The organism is Streptomyces sp. GLSS-08, from assembly GCF_056387915.1.
The window spans coordinates 316,578-335,301 of record NZ_JBWJAQ010000005.1 but is presented as its reverse complement, the minus strand read 5'-3'; the positions used below and the strand labels follow the sequence as shown (position 1 = coordinate 335,301).

Annotated in this window: 12 protein-coding genes and 2 pseudogenes; 7 read left to right on the top strand and 7 right to left on the bottom strand. The window is 68.2% G+C overall.

Annotated features, from left to right (window positions below):
• Positions 1-67: 67 nt before the first annotated feature.
• Positions 68-3,064: a bifunctional [glutamine synthetase] adenylyltransferase/[glutamine synthetase]-adenylyl-L-tyrosine phosphorylase gene (locus AC0ZLC_RS11775; RefSeq protein WP_476751858.1), complete on the bottom strand. Its 2,997-nt coding sequence runs from the start codon at positions 3,062-3,064 to the stop codon at positions 68-70.
• Between the two features lie 205 nt (positions 3,065-3,269).
• On the opposite strand from AC0ZLC_RS11775, the gene AC0ZLC_RS11770 reads away from it, so the two are divergent.
• The 4 genes from AC0ZLC_RS11770 (at position 3,270) to AC0ZLC_RS11755 (ending at position 7,130) form a co-directional block, all read left to right on the top strand.
• On the top strand, positions 3,270-3,710 hold the full coding sequence (locus AC0ZLC_RS11770) for a VOC family protein (RefSeq protein WP_476751857.1): 441 nt from the start codon (positions 3,270-3,272) through the stop codon (positions 3,708-3,710).
• A 111-nt stretch (positions 3,711-3,821) separates the two neighbouring features.
• Positions 3,822-4,709, top strand: a complete 888-nt coding sequence (locus AC0ZLC_RS11765; RefSeq protein ID WP_476751856.1) for an alkaline phosphatase family protein — start codon at positions 3,822-3,824, stop codon at positions 4,707-4,709.
• Between the two features lies 1 nt (position 4,710).
• A complete protein-coding gene (locus AC0ZLC_RS11760; protein ID WP_476751855.1) occupies positions 4,711-6,111 on the top strand; it encodes an MFS transporter in 1,401 nt (466 codons plus the stop codon).
• Complete coding sequence (locus tag AC0ZLC_RS11755) at positions 6,108-7,130, top strand: TolB family protein (RefSeq protein ID WP_476751854.1); 1,023 nt, start codon at positions 6,108-6,110, stop codon at positions 7,128-7,130. Before AC0ZLC_RS11760 ends, AC0ZLC_RS11755 begins: the two co-directional genes overlap by 4 nt.
• 14 nt (positions 7,131-7,144) lie before the next feature.
• On the opposite strand, the gene AC0ZLC_RS11750 is transcribed toward AC0ZLC_RS11755, so the two are convergent.
• The 6 genes and pseudogenes from AC0ZLC_RS11750 to glnA all read right to left on the bottom strand — a co-directional run bounded on the left by AC0ZLC_RS11750 (position 7,145) and on the right by glnA (position 14,763).
• Positions 7,145-8,035, bottom strand: a complete 891-nt coding sequence (locus tag AC0ZLC_RS11750) for an aminoglycoside phosphotransferase family protein (protein WP_476751853.1) — start codon at positions 8,033-8,035, stop codon at positions 7,145-7,147.
• 122 nt (positions 8,036-8,157) lie between these two features.
• Positions 8,158-8,244: pseudogene (locus AC0ZLC_RS11745) on the bottom strand (glutamine synthetase); the annotation flags it as partial.
• Between the two features lie 230 nt (positions 8,245-8,474).
• The gene (locus AC0ZLC_RS11740) at positions 8,475-11,555 is read right to left on the bottom strand and encodes an HD domain-containing protein (RefSeq protein WP_476751852.1); all 3,081 of its coding nucleotides are present in this window, start codon (positions 11,553-11,555) and stop codon (positions 8,475-8,477) included.
• Positions 11,556-11,721: 166 nt separating this feature from the next.
• On the bottom strand, positions 11,722-12,273 hold the full coding sequence (locus AC0ZLC_RS11735) for a hypothetical protein (protein WP_476751851.1): 552 nt from the start codon (positions 12,271-12,273) through the stop codon (positions 11,722-11,724).
• Positions 12,274-13,174: 901 nt separating this feature from the next.
• Positions 13,175-13,267 (bottom strand): annotated as a pseudogene (locus tag AC0ZLC_RS11730) (tyrosine-type recombinase/integrase); the annotation flags it as partial.
• A 134-nt stretch (positions 13,268-13,401) separates the two neighbouring features.
• Entirely contained in the window at positions 13,402-14,763 is a 1,362-nt protein-coding gene (glnA, locus tag AC0ZLC_RS11725; protein ID WP_358851623.1) for a type I glutamate--ammonia ligase, read from the bottom strand.
• A 354-nt stretch (positions 14,764-15,117) separates the two neighbouring features.
• Between glnA and AC0ZLC_RS11720 the strand changes: the two genes are divergently transcribed.
• The 3 genes from AC0ZLC_RS11720 (at position 15,118) to AC0ZLC_RS11710 (ending at position 18,692) form a co-directional block, all read left to right on the top strand.
• A complete protein-coding gene (locus AC0ZLC_RS11720) occupies positions 15,118-15,780 on the top strand; it encodes a DUF3105 domain-containing protein (protein WP_476751850.1) in 663 nt (220 codons plus the stop codon).
• Positions 15,777-16,409 (top strand): DUF305 domain-containing protein, encoded by a 633-nt coding sequence (locus AC0ZLC_RS11715; RefSeq protein ID WP_476751849.1) that lies wholly within the window; start codon positions 15,777-15,779, stop codon positions 16,407-16,409. Before AC0ZLC_RS11720 ends, AC0ZLC_RS11715 begins: the two co-directional genes overlap by 4 nt.
• Positions 16,410-16,751: 342 nt before the next feature.
• A complete protein-coding gene (locus AC0ZLC_RS11710) occupies positions 16,752-18,692 on the top strand; it encodes a S53 family peptidase (protein WP_476751848.1) in 1,941 nt (646 codons plus the stop codon).
• Positions 18,693-18,724 lie beyond the last annotated feature (32 nt).

Sequence of the window (18,724 nt, the reverse complement as noted above, 5' to 3'; positions counted from 1 at the left end):
GGCTCCTGCGATGCCCCTCGGCTCCTGCGGGGGCCCGTCTCGCGTCCGGCGGTCCGTGTCCCCGGCGTCACCCTCCGTAGAACAGTTCGTCCACCACGGCCCGCGCCCGTCGCGTCGTGCGCCGGTAGCCCTCCAGCAGGTCTCCGACGTGCCCGCTCTCGTACCCCAGGTACCGGCCCACGGCGGCCAGTTCCCGCCCGTCCGACGGGAAGGTGTCCCCGGCCCGTCCCCGCACGAGCATCACCGCGTTGCGGACCCGGGTCGCCAGCACCCACGCCTCGTCCAGGATCTCCGCCTCCTCCTGTGGCAGGAGGCCCGCGGCGCACGCGGCGGCGAGCGCGGCCCGCGTCCGGGTCGTACGCAGCGCCGGCTCGGTGTGCCCGTGCCGCAGCTGCAGGAGCTGGACCGTCCACTCCACGTCGGACAGCCCGCCGCGACCGAGCTTGGTGTGCAGGGTCGGGTCGGCGCCGCGCGGCATCCGCTCCGACTCCATGCGGGCCTTGAGCCGGCGGATCTCCCGTACGGCGTCGTCGCCGAGGCCGTCCGCCGGGTACCGCAGCGGGTCTATCAGGTCGATGAAGCGGCGCCCGAGGTCCTCGTCGCCGGCGACGGGCTCGGCGCGCAGCAGGGCCTGCGACTCCCAGCCGAGGGACCAGCGGCGGTAGTAGGCCGCGTAGGAGTTGAGGGTCCGTACCAGCGGTCCCGACTTGCCCTCGGGCCGCAGGTCCGCGTCGATGAGCAGCGGCGGATCCGAGCTCGGCAGCTGGAGCAGCCGCCGCATCTCGGAGACGACGGCGTTCGCGGCGCGCGAGGCCTCCTGCTCGTCGACGCCCTCCCGGGGCTCGTGCACGAACAGTACGTCCGCGTCGGACCCGTAGTTCAGCTCGTGGCCGCCGAACCGGCCCATCCCGATCACGGCGAAGCGGGTGGGCAGCGTCTGCCCCCACCCGTCCCGCACGACCGCGCGCAGCGTCCCGGAGAGGGTGGCCGCGGTGAGGTCCGAGATCGCGGCGCCGACCCGGTCCACGAGCGCCCCCTGGTCGGCCACGGCCGGGGTCTCCTCGGTGCCGTAGGAGGCGACGATGTCGGCGGCCGCCGTGCGGAACAGTTCGCGGCGGCGCACCCCGCGCGCGGCCGTGACCGCCTGTTCGCCGCCGGGTGCCCGGCCGACCGCGGCGAGGATCTCCTGCTCCAGATGGGCGCGGGACCTGGCCCCGAGTCCGCCCGCGGCGCCGTCGCCGAGCAGCGCGACGGCTTCCGGGGCGCGCATCAGCAGGTCGGGCGCGAGCCGTCCCGCGGACAGCACCCGCGCCAGGTTCTCGGCGGCGGCCCCCTCGTCCCGGAGCAGCCGCAGATACCAGGGCGTCTTGCCCAACGCGTCCGACACCTTGCGGAAGTTGAGCAGCCCCGCGTCCGGGTCCGCGGAGTCCGCGAACCAGCCGAGCAGCACCGGCAGCAGGGTCCGCTGGATGGCGGCCTTGCGGGTGACGCCGGAGGCCAGCGCCTCCAGGTGGCGCAGGGCGGCGGCGGGATCGGCGTACCCGAGCGCGACGAGCCGTTCGCGCGCCGCGCCCGGACTCAACCGGGTCTCGCCCGGAGCGAGTTGGGCGACGGCGTCGAGCAGTGGCCGGTAGAACAGCTTCTCGTGGAGCCGTCGTACGACGGAGGCGTGCCGCTTCCACTCGCGGTTCAGCTCGGTGACCGGGTCGGTGCGCAGTCCGAGCGAGCGTCCGATGCGCCGCAGGTCGGCCTCGCCCTCGGGCACGAGGTGGGTGCGCCGCAGCCGGTAGAGCTGGATGCGGTGTTCCATGGTCCGCAGGAAGCGGTAGGCGGCGTCGAGCTGCACCGCGTCGGCGCGGCCCACGTAGCCGCCCGCGGCCAGCGCCTTCAGGGCGTCCAGCGTGGTCCCGCTGCGCAGTGACGTGTCGGCCCGTCCGTGCACCAACTGCAGGAGCTGCACGGCGAATTCGACGTCCCGCAGACCGCCGGGCCCGAGCTTCAGCTCGCGGTCGACCTCGGCGACGGGGATGTTCTCCACGACGCGGCGGCGCATCTTCTGCACGTCCGGGACGAAGTTCTCCCGTTCGGCGGCGTGCCAGACGAGGGGGGCGAGGGTGGCCACGTACTCCTCGCCGAGCGCGAGGTCCCCGGCCACCGGCCGTGCCTTCAGCAGGGCCTGGAACTCCCAGGTCTTGGCCCAGCGCTGGTAGTAGGCGAGGTGGCTGCTCAGGGTCCGTACCAGCGGGCCGTTGCGGCCCTCCGGGCGCAGGTTGGCGTCGACGGGCCAGATGGTGCCCTCGACCGTGGTCTCGGAGCAGATCCGCATCATGTGCGAGGCGAGGCGGGTGGCCGCCTGGATCGCCTTGCCCTCGTCCGCGCCCTCCGCCGGCTCCCCGACGAAGATCACGTCGACGTCGGACACGTAGTTCAGCTCGTGGCCGCCGCACTTGCCCATAGCGACGACCGCGAGCCGGCACAGCGCGCCGTCGTCGGGCGCCGCGGCCCGGGCGATCGCGAGCGCGGCGCGCAGCGTCGCCGTCGCGAGGTCGGCGAGCTCGGCGGCGGTCTGGGCGATGTCGGTGGTGCCGCAGACGTCCCGCGCGGCGATGGACAGCAGGCAGCGCCGGTAGGCGACGCGCAGCGCGACGGGGTCGTCCGCGTCCGCGAGGCCCCGCTCGAACTCCTCCACTCCCGGGTGGAGGTCCCGCGGCTCGTACATCACGAGGGCCTGCCAGTCCCGCGGGTGACGGGCGAGGTGGTCGGCGAGCGCGGCCGAGGCGCCGAGCACCCCGAGCAGCCGGTCCCGCAGCGGCTTGGACGCGATGAGCGTGTCCAGCAGCTCCCGCTGGGCGGTGTGGCCGTCCTGCGCCTCGACGAGCCGGACCAGCCCGAGCAGCGCGAGATCGGGGTCGGCGGTCGCGCCCAGCGCGTCGAGCAGCACGGGATCGGCCCGGACGGGCGCCAGCTCGGCGCCGTCCAGGAGCCGCTCGGCGGCGGACGGGTCGGTGAAACCGTGCCGCAGCAGCCGAGTGAACGTACTGCTTCTGCGCCCCGGCGCCGTCATGCTCGGCCCTCCTGTCGGATCAAGGTCGTACGGCCTTGAGCCTAACCGCAGAGGCCGGTGGCGGCTCCGGGGCGGGCACCCGCGAACCGTGCGGGTCCCTTCGGCGCATGCGGTGGCGCGGCGGGCCGTCCTGGGCTTCGGTAAGGGGGAACCGTCCGGCCGGACGCGAGGGCGCCCGGTCGGCGTACGACGAAGGGATGCGTTTGTGGACATGACCCTCGAAGTGATCCTGCTGCCGGTCACCGACGTGGACCGGGCCAAGGAGTTCTACCGCGACAAGGTCGGCTTCCACGTCGATCTGGACGGCGAGGTGATGGAGGGGGTGCGGATCGTCCAGCTGACGCCGCCGGGCTCGGGGTGTTCCATCGCGCTCGTCGACGGACTGCCGATCCCGACCGGGACGCCGCGGCCGGGGACGTACCACGGCATGCAGCTGTGCGTGGAGGATGCGAAGGCCGCGTACGAGGAGCTGCGGGGGCGCGGTCTGGACGTCAGCGAGCCGCAGTCGTTCGCACCGCAGGACGGTGCCACGTTCATGTACTTCACCGACCCGGACGGGAACGGCTGGGCCATCCAGGAGTACCGGCAGCGGGCCACGAAGCCGCTGCACGCGCTGCTCACCGAGCTGGCGGGCCGGCAGGAGTAGTTCACCCGCTCTTCACCCCTCGGGTTGGGGGACGTGGGCCACGGGAATATTGGCGTGTGCATGCTCTGTCCGCACCGCTCCCGTCCTCGTCCCCCACACCGGAGGTCTGAAGTGTCCGGCAGAACCGTGTACCACCGCAGCCGTGCCCTCGTGGCGTCCGCCCTGGCCCTCGCCGCCGCGGCGGCCGGGCTCTGGACCGGGTTCGGCGGCTCGTCCCCCGCGCAGGCCGCGGCCGGGGTCCCGACCCCGGACCACGTGGTCGTCGTGGTCTTCGAGAACCACGCCTACAGCCAGGTGATCAACTCCTCCAGCGCGCCGTACATCAACTCGCTCAGGACCGGCGGCGCCAACCTCTCCCAGTCGTACGCGGAGACCCACCCGAGCCAGCCCAACTACTTCGCCCTCTTCTCAGGCTCCACGCAGGGCATCACGGACGACAGCTGCTACACGCCCGCCTTCTCCTCCGCGCCGAACCTCGCCTCCGAGCTGATCGCGGCGGGCAAGAGCTGGGCGAGCTACAACGAGACGCTGCCCAGCCAGGGTTCGACGACGTGCAGCAGCGGCAGGTACGCGCGCAAGCACAACCCCTGGTTCGGCTTCCGCAACGTGCCGACGTCCACGGCGAAGACGTTCGCCCAGTTCCCGGCGGACTACGCGACGCTCCCCCAGGTCTCCTTCGTCGTCCCCGACCTGTGCAGCGACATGCACGACTGCTCGGTGTCCACCGGCGACACCTGGCTGAAGAACAAGCTGGGCGCGTACGCGACCTGGGCGAAGACCCACAACAGCCTCCTCGTCGTCACCTTCGACGAGGACAACCGGCTCAGCGGCAACCGGATCCCGACGGTGCTGTACGGGCAGCAGGTGACAGCCGGCGCGACCTCGTCGACCACCTACAACCACTACGACCTGCTCCGCACCCTGGAGGACATGCACGGCCTCCCGCACGCGGGCAACGCGGCCTCCGCGAAGGACATCACCGGGATCTGGACGTCCTGACGTGTACGTAGCGGACAGCCGGGCCGGCACCCCGGCCACGGCGTCCGCGGCCACCGCCGCCCGGCCCCGTGCCGGGCGGCGGCGCGCCGCGGTCGCCCCCACGGTGCTCGCCCTCGGCACGGTCAGCCTGATCACGGACGTCTCGTCGGAGATGGTGACGGCGGTGCTGCCGCTGTACCTGGTGGCGGGCCTCGGCCTGTCGCCGCTGGGCTTCGGGCTGCTGGACGGGATCTACAACGGGTTCTCGGCGCTGGTCCGGCTGGCCGGCGGGCATCTCGCCGACCGAGGGGGCGGCCGCCACAAGTGGGTGGCCGGCTTCGGCTACGGCCTGTCGGCGGCCTGCAAACCACTGCTCCTGCTGGCCCACACGCTGACCCCGATCGGCCTGATCCTGGCGGTCGACCGCACGGGCAAGGGCCTGCGCACGGCGCCGCGCGACGCTCTGATCTCCCTGTCGAGCCCGCCGGGGACGCGAGGGCGCGCCTTCGGCGTCCACCGGGCCATGGACACGGCGGGCGCCCTGCTGGGCCCCCTGGTCGCCTTCCTGATCCTGCGGGCGACGGTCGACGGCTACGACGCGGTGTTCACCGTCAGCTTCTGTGTCGCCGTGACGGGCGTCCTGGTGCTGGTCCTGTTCGTACCGGGGGGTTCACCCGGGGCGGGGGCTCCCGGCGTGGGGTCTCCCCGGGCGGGTTCCGCCCCGGCCGACGGCTGCGGCCACGACGACGGCGGCGGCGGCGGCGGGGAAACCGGGACACCCGCCTCCGGAACCTCGGGGGTCGCCGGGGCCGCCGCGCCCCGGCCCACGCTGCGGGCCGCGCTGGGGCTCCTCCGGGAGCGCGGCCTGCGCCGCATCACCCTCTGCGCCCTGCTGCTCGGCCTCGCCACGGTCAGCGACTCCTTCGTCTACCTGCTGCTCCAGCGGCGCCTCGGCGTGGCGGACCGCTGGTTCGCCCTGCTGCCGCTCGGCACCGCGGCCGCGTTCCTGCTGCTGGCCGTCCCGATCGGACGGCTCGCCGACCGGGCCGGCCGGTGGCGGGTGTTCCTGGCGGGCCACGGCGCCCTGCTCCTCGCGTACGGCCTGCTGCTCTCCTCCTGGCACGGGGCCGCGCTGCCGTACGCCGTGCTCCTCCTGCACGGCGGCTTCTACGCGGCCACCGACGGCGTGCTGATGGCCGCCGCGTCGGACAGCGTCCCGGAGTCCCTGCGCTCCTCCGGGCTCGCCCTCGTGCAGACCGGGCAGGCGCTGGCCCGGTTCGTCTGCTCGCTCGGCTTCGGCGCGGCCTGGACGGCGTGGGGCGACCGTACGGCGCTCACCGCGTCGGCGGTGGCGCTGGCCGTCTGCGCCCTGTGCTCGCTCCGTCTGCGCCCCACGGCGACCCTCCCGAAAGGCCCCGCATGACCCCGCGCAGCCGCGTCCTCGTCCTGGCCCTCTCCCTCGTCCTGCTGGCGGGCGTCGCCACAGCCTCAGTACTGCACGCCTCGGCCCGCGCCGACCGCCGGGACCGGGCGCGGCCCGGGGGCCCGCGGATCACCGCGGGCCCGGTCGCGCTGGGCGGCGCGGGCCCCCGCATGGTGTTCCGGAACATGGCGTGGGGCCCGCACCGCGACGAGCTGACGGCGGTGCCGGCGTCGGACCCGGCGGGCCCGCGGACGGCGTCGAAGGTGACGTGCCTGCGCTTTCACGCGGCCGCGGGCACGGGGGTCTGCCTCCAGGCGGTCCGCGGCGCCGTCCAGGACACGTACCGGGCGGTGATCCTGGACGCGGCGCTGCACGAGAAGGCCCGCTACGACGTGCCCGGCATCCCGTCCCGGGCGCGGGTCTCGCCCAGTGGGCGCTTCGCCGCCTGGACGGCGTTCGTGGGCGGCGACTCGTACGCGGGGACGGACTTCTCGACCCGCGCGGCGATCGTCGACACGCGCACGGGCCGGTTCACGCCGTCGCTGGAGACGTTCCGGATCGTCAGGGACGGCCGCCCGTACCGGGCCGCGGACGTCAACTTCTGGGGCGTCACCTTCGCCGCCGACGACCGGCACTTCTACGCGACGCTGGCGTCGAAGGGGCGGACCCACCTGGTCCGCGGGGACCTGCGCACCCGTACGGTCACCACGCTGCGCACGAACGTGGAGTGCCCGTCCCTCTCCCCCGACGGCATGCGCGTCGCGTTCAAGAAGCGGGTGGCGGGCCGCCCCGCGGACGCCCCCTGGCGCCTGTACGTCCTCGATCTGCGCACGATGCGCGAGACCCCGCTCGCCGAGTCCCGCAGCGTCGACGACCAGGCCGTCTGGCAGGACGGTCACACCCTGGTCTACGCACTCCCCGGCGACTACGGGGCCGACCTCTACACGGTCCCGTCCGACGGCACGGGGCCGCCGCGCCGCATCAGCGCCGCGGCCGTGTCACCGGCGTTCCTGCCCTGACCGCACGGCGCTCCTCAGCCGGCGTCCGCGAGCACCGCCCGGATCACGTGCCGGGCGTTGCCCGCCATCGCCTGGTTCGTGGTGCGGTGGTGCGGCAGGGCGATCAGGGCCTGCGAGAGCGTCCGCGCCCGGCCGCTCGTCCAGGACGCGTCGTCCACGCCGAGCAACTCGCGGAAGACCTTCCGGCCCCCGGCGGGCAGCAGGTTCCACGCCGGGAACAGGTCGCAGGCCGGATCGCCCACCCCCATGCACCCGAAGTCGATCACCGCGGTCAGCCTGCCCCCGGCCACCAGCAGGTTGCCCGGCATCAGATCGGCGTGCAGCCACACCTGCGGCCGGTCCCGGTCCGGGATCCGCAGCGCGTCCTCCCAGACGGCGGTGACGGCGTCGCAGTCGACGCCCTCCTCGGGGATCCCGCGCAGCGCCGTGATCGCCGCCCGCGTCTCCTCGTCGAGCGAGGCGAGCGGTCCGCCGCGGTGGGCCGGGGGCGCCCCCGGCAGAGTGACGGCCCGCATCGCCGCGACGAAGGCGGCCAGGTCCCGGGCCAGCGCCTCGGGTTCGGCCGGCGCCCCCGCCTCGGGGTTCTCCCCCGCCAGCCACCGGTGCACCGTCCAGGGCCACGGAAAGCCCTCGGCCGGCTCACCGGCCCCCAGCACCTCGGGGATGGCCGTGGGCAGGCGGGACGCCAGACGAGGCAGCCACTCCTGCTCCCTGGCCACGTCCCCGGCTCCGCCCGGAACGAGCGGCAGCCGTACCACCATGTCCTCGCCGAGCCGGTACATGGCGTTGACCGTCCCCCCGGACGGAACCCGCTCCACCGCCAGCCCGGCCCACCCCGGAAACCGCCCGCCGACCAGCCGCCGCACGAGTCCCTCGTCGACGCCGCACTCCCGCCCTGTGCCCATGACGCGCCATCCGACCGCAGGCCACGGACGGGCGTCAAACACTTTCCGGGACGCACACAGGGCCGACGGTCCGTGACCGTCGGCCCTGTGTGCGTCCGCGGAGGTGGGCCTGCGGCCCGCGCCTACAGCACCGGCAGGTTCTTCCGCAGCTCGAACGCGGTGACCTCGGAGCGGTACTACTCCCCCTCCGACTTCTTGTTGCTCAGGAATTGATGAGTTCCAGTAACAGCGGGGGCAATCTGCCCGTCACCACCTCCGACCTGCGACAAGCAGGTCCTCACCGGTCATCGATGGTCATTGCATGTCTCCCCTAGACGGCCAACGACGGCCCAGCGAGCGCGCTTCCAAGCCTCCAGACGCACACTCTCCCCAAGAACACTTGCTGACGGCTGCACTTGCCAGCGCGACCGTCCACGACGTGTCCGGAAACAGTGGGGACTTAGTACGCCCCAAAGCTACCCCACCGCTTCCACTTTCGAGTGTCGAAGAATTCTGCCGGCTGTTCAATGTTTCGCACGATCCGAGAGAATTCGGCCCAATCGACTAGATCGACGATATCTGCCCTCTGGAGATGTTCCAGCATCTCTGCGCTTGAATACTGCTTGATTCCCCGATACCGGAAATCACGGCTTGTGCTAAATAGCGCCTGCGTGATGAGCCAGCACAGCAGCAGGACTTTCTCGTCCTGCACGTCGACGCATCCCTCATCCGCGAGGGCAGTGAACATCGACTCCCAAGGGTGGCCTGGGAGAAGGTATTGCGAATCACCGATCATGAAGCCGAGATGGTCATCGGCGAACCCGCTCGCATCGATACCGTGGAGCGGCACTCTGATAAGGCGCGGGCTCCTTCCGGCAAAATCATTCATCTCCATTTTACCTAGAATGCTGTTACCATCTGGGACCGTAGACGGTGTCCAGCGGGGAGTTCCCCCCCTAACGGACCATTTTGCAACGAATGACCGATTTCCCACATCACCCTTGATTTCGGCAATCTCCCACTTCTCCAAAAAGTAGCGGTCGATTTCCTCTACTCTACCCAAATGCGAGCACAGCGCCAATTCAGGTTCACTCGGCGCAACTTGCTTGAGCAGTGCGGATACCGAACTGCGCGAGACCCCTGGAAGCTCTCGCAACAAGTACTCGATATGCTCCGTAATCGCACTCTCAGTCGTTTCGATGAAATCAAAACGATCCAAGTAACCTACGGGCACGCTCTTCCTCTTACCCCCTTCCTCGATCAGAAAGAAGGGAATTTCTCCCACGGCGTCCATCAAGGCTGGCGCCGCTACAGCGCCCTCTGTTCCCAGGAGAGGGCCAGCGATATAGACTGCTTCCTCCGTAGCCCAAGTAATCGAGTAGCCACGCTGATTTTGCAGGGCGGCAACCTCTTCCACCACATGGGCGCAGTAGGCTTCGTAGCAATGCTGAACAAACGCATTGAACTCTGGAGACGGATCCAGAGCGGATCGGGCTACGTTCGTGCGCGGAGCAGATGGACCATAGGAATTAGCAAGAGCATAAACTGGATTCTGCCCTCGGAATCCTGGAGTCCCGTGTTCGACCCGGACGCCACTAACACAACTGCCAGATGCATTATTGGGTGGAATGTGTCGGCCACGACTTGTGAACTCTTCAAGTGGCATGAAGGTCCATTCGCGAAAATGATCGTTCCATTGCAGCGCGTAAGCGATAGACATCCCCTCTCGCTCGCGCTCAACTACACGAAGTTTGCCATCGTCTAGCTTTTTGGCATATCTGGCGTTTGACACCCTGATGCCGTGCTCAAGCGCCGCACCTACGGATTCGAAACCAATTCCCTCTGCATGCGCATCATCCTCCTTGACGGTTACCTTGCACCCGGGAAGAACAATCCAGTCCTTGGTCTTGCGCGCGACGTTCTCCAGTTCGGAGCTGGGCCTGAGCTTCATCCGCACGATAGTGCCATGAGGCAGAATCCGATCGGGAACTTCTTGCCCCTTTTCCAGGATTCTGACGAGATACTGCCCATGCACTGACCGAAGGGACAATTGGCGAGCCTCAGCCTCCTCAGGGTGGCAGGTAATAATTTCGACCTGGTCGGCCACCATGAAAGTGGACAGGACCCCAATACCGAATCTGCTAATCGGATTGAAGTCTGGATTCTTCTTGCGAAACTCCGGATCCTGATAGAAGCTCGAACCCGCCCTAAGCAGGTTATTTTCGATAACTCCCTGCGTCATACCAGTACCGTTGTCGCACACTTCTAAGATTCGCTCAGAACTATCCCAAAGGACGCTGACGGAACCGTCTACTGAGGCTCTATGTCCATGTTGAAGTCGAACAGCATCGATGGCGTTCTGGAGCAGCTCGCGGAGCACGACGTTGGAGTCGTTGTAAAGCGTGTGACCAGTGAGCAGATCAAGAACCTTCTCTTGATCAATGGTGAACTGGAATGGCTCGGTGAGAAATCCCTTAGCTTCAACCCGGGAAGTATCGATGTTCCTCCAGGGAAAATAGTACTTGACACCCTGCTTGGAATTAGAGCGTTGAATCCACTCGTAGCTCTTCCGCAGTTGGTCAGCCGCGTATTTGAGGTAAAACGTCAGACCAAAGAAGCCGTTCTCGTCTGTGAATGTTGCATGTACAGCGATTGTGTCTTTGGGTGCGCTGTCCGAGAGGTTTCCCTCTGCGTCAGTTCCCAACATCGGCACAACAGCACGCACTGCTGCTTGCTTTGCCCACTCGTTCTGACTAATGGGATCTGCTGGATTTAGGACCCGGAAAGCAACGGAAGGTGTGCGATCCCTGGTGACATGCAACAAATCAACCGTCCGAAGCATGACTGCTGCGAACTGCACGTTTGCCCGTTCACTCTTGGTGGCCCCATAGTACTGTTCCACGGGATACTTCTTGGTGTCGAATAGATCATCAAGGTGGTGACTTTCGCAGACCTTGGCGAGATCCTCACGGAACACGGGATCGAGTTGTCCGAGAATTCTTTGAATTTCGGTGAAAATCGCTTCTGACGCACCCAAATTCGGAGACGGATCTCCTTCGATCCACTTCCTTACTCGCGTAGCGTGATGGTACCTCACAAACTCTTGATAGAGAAACTTCTCCCTTTCTTCTGATGATAGGTTGCGCAACTGGGCGGAGTAATCTCTGCCATCAGCGTCTTCTGTCGTCAGGTGATCGTCACGGAACCGCTCGAAATTCGAGTCCGCTCTCTTTTGATACTCGCCCTTGGTAACTAGCATGCCAAGATCGTGAAAGTAGACGGACAAAACAATGAGGAGCCAGTCCGCCGGCGTCATGCTAGCTCGCGTCTCGCGCGTAACTAGCCAATCCAACTTCGTCAACATGGCGTCGATATGTGAGATGTCGTGTTTGGTGTACTCGTCAAAAAAGCCAAACTGCCCGATACGACCAAGGAGCTCCTCCAGGTCTCGGCGAGTTTGCACGAGATTGATACCGCCAAAAGCTGCCAAATGCCCCGCATCGTTTGCCGAAATTTCAGCTTGCGAAGGAAGTAGCGACATGGAGCCCCCCGGGTAGCGAACGAGGAGGAGACCATAGCGCGCCATGCAGTAGCGCGTCAGCAGAACAACAAAAGACCCGCAGGGACCAGATCCCTTGCGAACGTGCGCTCGAAAAGCGAGCGCTCGCTCAACTCCCCGTGTTACCCCCGGATGGCACCATTGTTAGCTACTTCATCGTCGGCATAAGGAGAATCCCGGCTAGCACCCACATGAAGACCACTGAAGCGATGATGAATACCAGCACGTACGTCTCATACCAGCGGAAAAGGTTCCCGGATTTTGGACGTTTTCGGAATCCCTGCCCTACAATTTCATCAGTTATGTCGCACTCCTCATTTCGGTAATCTAGCCAAGCCAGTGCTCCAACTATGATCAGCACGCTAGTAAAGGCCGCGACCACGGTGACGAGGGTGAGCAGCCCGATTACTCCACCACGTGCAGTTTCCGGAGAGATCCCCCATTTCTCGTATCCGACAAACAGAGCGAGGATGGCGCCCACTAGCGCCGTAGCCAGAGTTTGATAGATGGCGAGGAACCGATGCGCATTCTCGTTAACCGCATGAATCTGTTGCAGAATGTAGCGGTAACGTTCAAGCGCAAATTCCTTGCGTACAGACGTCACTTCAGACTGCGTCTCGTCCGGAATTGTCATCGCCCCCGCCTTTACCTTTTCCCGCACCAAGGGAACCTCTGACGTGGTCCGCCAGTCGTCCTTCATCTGTCTTTCCGCAATTCGCCCTCCCTAACCGTCCGCACGCACTCTCACGTCAACGATCATCACATCCCTCGATGTCTGAGCTGGTCGAAGGGCTCTAGCCTTGGTTCTCGACGCTTGGGTTACGTCCAGATCCGGCGCCACGCCATTCCTTACCTCGAGTCTCGTCCTCTTGGCACATTCAACGCCGGAGCACATCCACGACTGGCTCGCCGACCTGCAGCGGGCAATTCCCGCGTCCAGCTACCAGCGGGTCATCGTTGCGAGCGTCTTCCGGAGTCTTCGCCGCGGCCGTGGAGGAGACCACTTGCACCGGAACCCGTGCAAGTCCAGCACGGTCCGCGCCCCCGGCCCGAGCAACGGCCGTGTAGTCCCGTGGACTGCCGAGCGCACGTTCGCCGTGCGCGCCGCCCTCCCGGCGCAGCACCGTGCCATCGTCGACCTGGGGGCCGGCTGCGTCCTGCGACAGGGCGAGATTTTCGGGCTTTCGGCCGATGAGATCAGGTTTGACACTGGCTGAAGGTGTCCGGCGGGAAACTCGTGTTCGCTCCTCCGAAGCGCGAGAAGGAACGAGATGTGCCGCTCGCCGATTCGTAGGTACTCGGCGCCTTGATGTTCTCGCCCGCGTCCAGGAGCACAGACGCTTGGAAGTGCCAAGGACATGCATGCCGTGCTCGCGGGCGGACTGGTGACGTTCGCCCGGCAGGGGCTTAGGAATGACGCCGGCCGCCACGAGCGCAGGCTTCCAGAAGTGCGTGTTGAAGGCCGTTCGGCGCAGGGCGCCCCGGCCGTCGGGACGTACGAATAAAATTCTTCGTAACCGGCGGCCGTCAGGACGCTGCCACGGCAACGTCACCGCTACGGGAGGGTGAGCAGCCATTTTGCCCCTTGAGAGAGCGCGCGACACGGAGTCCACCGCCTTCCGGCTACGCCCCTCGCTGCTCGGCAGCAGGTGCGTGTACACCCGGAGCGTGAAGCCGGGGTCGGTGTGGCCCAGGTTGGTCCAACGCACCGGTTCAGCGTCCGACGGCCCACAGACGGCCCAGCCGTAGCCGGACAGGCGAGAGGGCCCACGGTCGACGACCGTGGGCCCTCTCGCAGAAGACAGCAGAAACCTGCTCTGACCTGGCCTTACAGCACCGGCAGGTTCTTCCGCAGTTCGAACGCCGTGACCTCGGAGCGGTACTCCTCCCACTCGCTCTTCTTGTTGCGCAGGAAGAAGTCGAAGACGTGCTCGCCGAGGGTCTCGGCGACGAGTTCGCTGCGCTCCATGAGCGTCAGGGCCTCGCCCAGGTTCTGCGGGAGGGGCTCGATGCCCAGGGCGCGGCGCTCCGCGTCGCGCAGGGCCCAGACGTCGTCGTCGGCGCCCGGCGGCAGCTCGTAGCCCTCCTCGATGCCCTTGAGGCCGGCGGCCAGGAGCAGCGCGTACGCCAGGTACGGGTTCGTGCCGGAGTCGAGGGAGCGGACCTCGACGCGGGCCGAGCCGGTCTTGCCGGGCTTGTACATCGGGACGCGGACCAGCGCGGAGCGGTTGTTGTGGCCCCAGCAGATGTACGAGGGGGCCTCGCCGCCGGCGCCCGCCGTGCGCTCCGAGCCGCCCCAGATGCGCTTGTACGAGTTCACCCACTGGTTGGTGACCGCCGAGATCTCCGCCGCGTGCCTCAGCAGGCCCGCGATGAAGGAGCGGCCGACCTTGGAGAGCTGGTACTCCGAGCCGGACTCGTAGAACGCGTTCCGGTCGCCCTCGAAGAGGGAGAGGTGGGTGTGCATGCCGGAGCCGGGGTGCTCGGAGAAGGGCTTCGGCATGAAGGTCGCCTGCACGCCCTGCTCCAGTGCCACCTGCTTCATGACCAGGCGGAACGTCATGATGTTGTCCGCCGTGGACAGCGCGTCGGCGTACCGCAGGTCGATCTCCTGCTGGCCCGGCGCACCCTCGTGGTGGGAGAACTCGACGGAGATGCCCATCGACTCCAGCATGGTGATCGCCTGGCGGCGGAAGTCCATGCCCACGTTCTGCGGGGTGTGGTCGAAGTAGCCGGAGTTGTCGGCCGGGGTGGGCCGCGAGCCGTCCAGCGGGCGGTCCTTCAGCAGGAAGAACTCGATCTCGGGGTGGGTGTAGAAGGTGAACCCGAGGTCGGAGGTCTTGGCGAGGGCACGCTTGAGGACGTAGCGCGGGTCCGCGAAGGACGGCGAGCCGTCCGGCATCAGGATGTCGCAGAACATCCGCGCCGTGCCGGGGGCCTCCGCACGCCACGGCAGCACCTGGAACGTCGACGGATCCGGCTTGGCGATCATGTCCGACTCGTAGACCCGGGCGAAGCCCTCGATCGCGGAACCGTCGAACCCGATGCCCTCGTCGAAGGCCTGCTCCAGCTCGGCCGGGGCCACGGCCACCGACTTCAGGAAGCCGAGCACGTCCGTGAACCAGAGGCGTACGAACCGGATGTCACGCTCCTCCAGTGTCCGGAGCACGAACTCCTGCTGCTTGTCCATCTTCCGCTTCCACCCATCCTTGCTGGTCAGGCCGCCTGCTCCCACGCCTCGGGGACGATCGGGGCACATGAGCATCCCACCACAACACCATTTCGTGCGCGTTGCGGACCTTGATCGGCAGGCCGACCATGGTCTGAACGTCTCGCTTACGGACGGTGCACTGCGCTGCTGCCCATACTGCCTGCTCATCCGGGTCCGGCGATACCGAGGAACAGGCCCGGCCCGCATCCGGCGGCGGGCGGAACGCAGCAGCTCCGGACATTCCCGGGACCTCCACTCCGTACCCCGCCCGCATTCCCACTACGATCAGCAAACCCGACCGTCCCACATCCGCCAGCCCCCGAAGGACTCGCCATGGGCTCCGCCAAGAACAGCACCAATGCCTCGCGCAAGGCGCGTATAGAGGAGATGCGCCGCGCCGAGCGTTCCCGCGAGCGCCGCAGCCGGATCCTCACCATCGGTGCGAGCGTGGTCATCGTCGCGGGTCTCGTCGCCGGCGGGACGTACCTCGTCACGTCGCAGTCGGACAAGGACGGCTCCAGCGACTCGAAGGGGACGTCGGGTCACTTCGTCACCGGCAAGGACGGGGTGAAGACCTGGAAGGGCACCCTCGGCCGCACCCACGTCACGAAGACGGTGAAGTACCCGATGGAGCCCCCGGTCGGCGGTGACCACAACCAGGTGTGGATGAACTGCAACGGCGACGTCTACACCAAGGCGATCGGCAACATGAACGCCGTGCACTCGCTGGAGCACGGCGCGGTCTGGGTGACGTACAACGCCAAGGCACCGGAAGCCGACGTGAAGGCGCTCGCGGCGAAGGTCAAGAAGACCCCGTACACGCTGATGAGCCCCGTCGAGGACCAGAAGGACCCGATCATGCTCAGCGCCTGGGGCAAGCAGCGCACGGTCACGGGCGCGGGCGACCCGAACGTCGAGAAGTTCTTCGCGGAGTACGTGCAGGGCAAGCAGACGCCCGAGCCGGGGGCCGCCTGCACCAACGGACTGGCGAAGTGAGCCGCACGAGGCGGACCGGCTGGATCGCGGGGGCCGCGGCAGCCGTGCTCGTCACCGCCGGGGCGATCACGTACGCGGTCGCGGACGGCGGCGACTCGGGCACGAGCACGCCCGCCGCGGACTCCGCCGACGCGGGCTTCGCGCGGGACATGGCCGTGCACCACCAGCAGGCCGTCGAGATGTCGTACATCGTGCGCGACCGCACCGAGGACGAGGAGGTGCGGCGCCTCGCGTACGACATCGCGCAGACCCAGGCCAACCAGCGCGGCATGCTGCTGGGCTGGCTCGACCTGTGGGAGCTGCCGAAGGTCTCCGCCGATCCGCCCATGACGTGGATGGACATGGGCGGCATGGCCTCCGGCAAGGACGGCGCGCTGATGCCGGGGATGGCGACCAACGCCGAGATGGACGGCCTACGCAAGGAGAGCGGCAAGGACGCCGAGATCACCTACCTGCGGCTGATGTACGCCCACCACGCGGGCGGTGTGCACATGGCCCAGGGTTGCGCGCGCAAGTGCGAGGTCGGCGTCGAGCGGCGGCTCGCCAAGGGCATGGTCGCGGGGCAGCGGTCCGAGATGGACCTCATCTCCGGCATGCTGAAGGAGCGCGGCTCCGCCCCGCCAAACTGACGGGACCTGCCGGATCCAACGGACCCGCCAAACGGCCAGGCTCACCGGCCGGGCTCCGGACCCGCCGGACCATCGGCATCGAACCGACCGACGCCGGACTCCGCAGGGACGGGACCGACCGGACTCCCGCGCGGAATGCGGGACATGACGGGCATCGCGCCCAATTCCCTTACGCATACGGTTCCTTGGGGTCTTCTTGGCCCCCGCATTCCCCTGGCATGAACGCTTCGTCGCGAGAGTGACCACAGCGTGATCCACTCCCTGTGCCGCCTTGCCGCACAGGGGTCTACGCGGATCACGAACCGGCCACTACATGCGACGAACCGCATCGCAGGGGGTTTCATGAGATCCAACCGCGCCACAGCGCGCGCCGGAGTGAGCCTGGCAGCGACACTGCCGCTCCTCGCCGGTGCGCTGGCGCTCGGCATACCCGCGGCGCAGGCCGCGGACGGCCCGGCCCGCGACACCCTCGCGGGCACCAAGCCCGCCTGGGCCACGGCCGCGGCGGACAAGGGAGCCGCCGCCGACGGCTCCCGGGTGTCCGCCCGGGTCTACCTGGCCGGCCGGGACGCCTCCGGTCTGGCCGCGTACGCCAGAGCCGTGTCCGACCCCGGGTCGGCCTCGTACGGCAGGTACCTGACCGCCGGTCAGGCGCGGGCGCGCTTCGGGGCGACGAAGGCACAGGTGGCCGGGGTGACCTCCTGGCTGAGGTCGGCGGGCCTCGAAGTCACCGGCACGACACGGCACTACGTCTCCGTGACGGGTGACGTGGCCGCCACCGAGAAGGCGTTCGGCACGCAGCTGCACAACTACGCCAAGGGCGGGAAGACCTACCGCGCGCCGACCCGGACGGCCTCCGCGCCGGCGGCCCTGAACGGCGCCGTGCTGACCGTCACCGGCCTGGACAGTGCCCCGCACAAGGCCACCCACCAGGACCAACTGCCGCCGCCGGACGCCGTGTTCCGCAACGCCGGACCGTTCTCCTCGTACCACGGGTCGAACATCGCGAGCACGCTGCCGTCCGCGTACGGCAAGAAGGTCCCGTACGCCGTCAAGGGGTACACCGGCAAGCAGCTGCGCGCCGCCTACGGGGCCGGCACGCGGACCGGCGAGGGGGTGCGGGTCGCCATCACCGACGCGTACGCCTCGCCGACCATCGCCTTCGACGCGGCCACCTACGCGAAGAAGCACGGTGACGCCAAGTACCGCGGCAGTCAGCTGCGTCAGGTACTGCCGGGGACCTACACGAAGACCGAGGAGTGCGGGGCCTCGGGCTGGTTTGGCGAGGAGACCCTCGACGTCGAGGCCGTGCACGCGGTCGCGCCCGGCGCGGACATCACGTACGTCGGCGCCGCCTCCTGCTACGACGACGATCTGCTCGACTCGCTGAACAGAATCGTCGACGGGCACCTGGCCGACCTCGTCTCCAACTCGTGGGGCGACATCGAGGCCAACGAGACACCGGACATCGCGGCCGCCTACGACCAGGTCTTCCAGTTCGGCGCGGTCGAGGGCATCGGCTTCTACTTCTCCTCCGGCGACAACGGCGACGAGGTCGCCAACACCGGCACGAAGCAGGTCGACACCCCGGCCAACTCGGCCTGGGTGACGGCCGTCGGCGGCACCTCGCTGGCGGTCGGCAAGCACGACACGTACCTCTTCGAGACCGGTTGGGGCACCGAGAAGGCGAGCCTGTCGGCCGACGGCAGCAGCTGGACGGGCTTCCCCGGCACCTTCACCTCGGGCGCGGGCGGCGGCACCAGCCGGACCGTGTCGCAGCCGTTCTACCAGAAGAGCGTCGTGCCGGCCGCGCTCGCCAGGGCGAACGGGACGACCGCCATGCGGACCGTGCCGGACATCGCGGCGATCGCCGACCCCAACACCGGTTTCAGGGTCGGCCAGACGCAGACCTTCCCGGACGGGTCGCAGCGGTACGACGAGTACCGGATCGGCGGCACCTCGCTCGCCGCGCCGGTGATCGCGGCCGTCCAGGCCCTCGCCCAGGAGGCGCGCGGCGGCAAGCCCATCGGCTTCGCCAACCCGTCGATCTACGCGAAGTACGGCTCGAAGGTGTACCACGACGTGACGGACCGCCCGACGGGGTCCCGACTCGCCGTGGCACGTGTGGACTTCGCCAACGGCTACGACGCGTCGGAGGGGCTGCTCACCTCCGTCCGCAGCCTCGGCAAGGACAGCTCCCTCAAGGCCGTGAAGGGGTACGACGACGTCACCGGAGTCGGCTCGCCCGCCGCCGGGTACGTCAACTCGTACCGGTCGCACTGACGCTCCGTCACCGTCGCGGCGCCCGCTCCTCC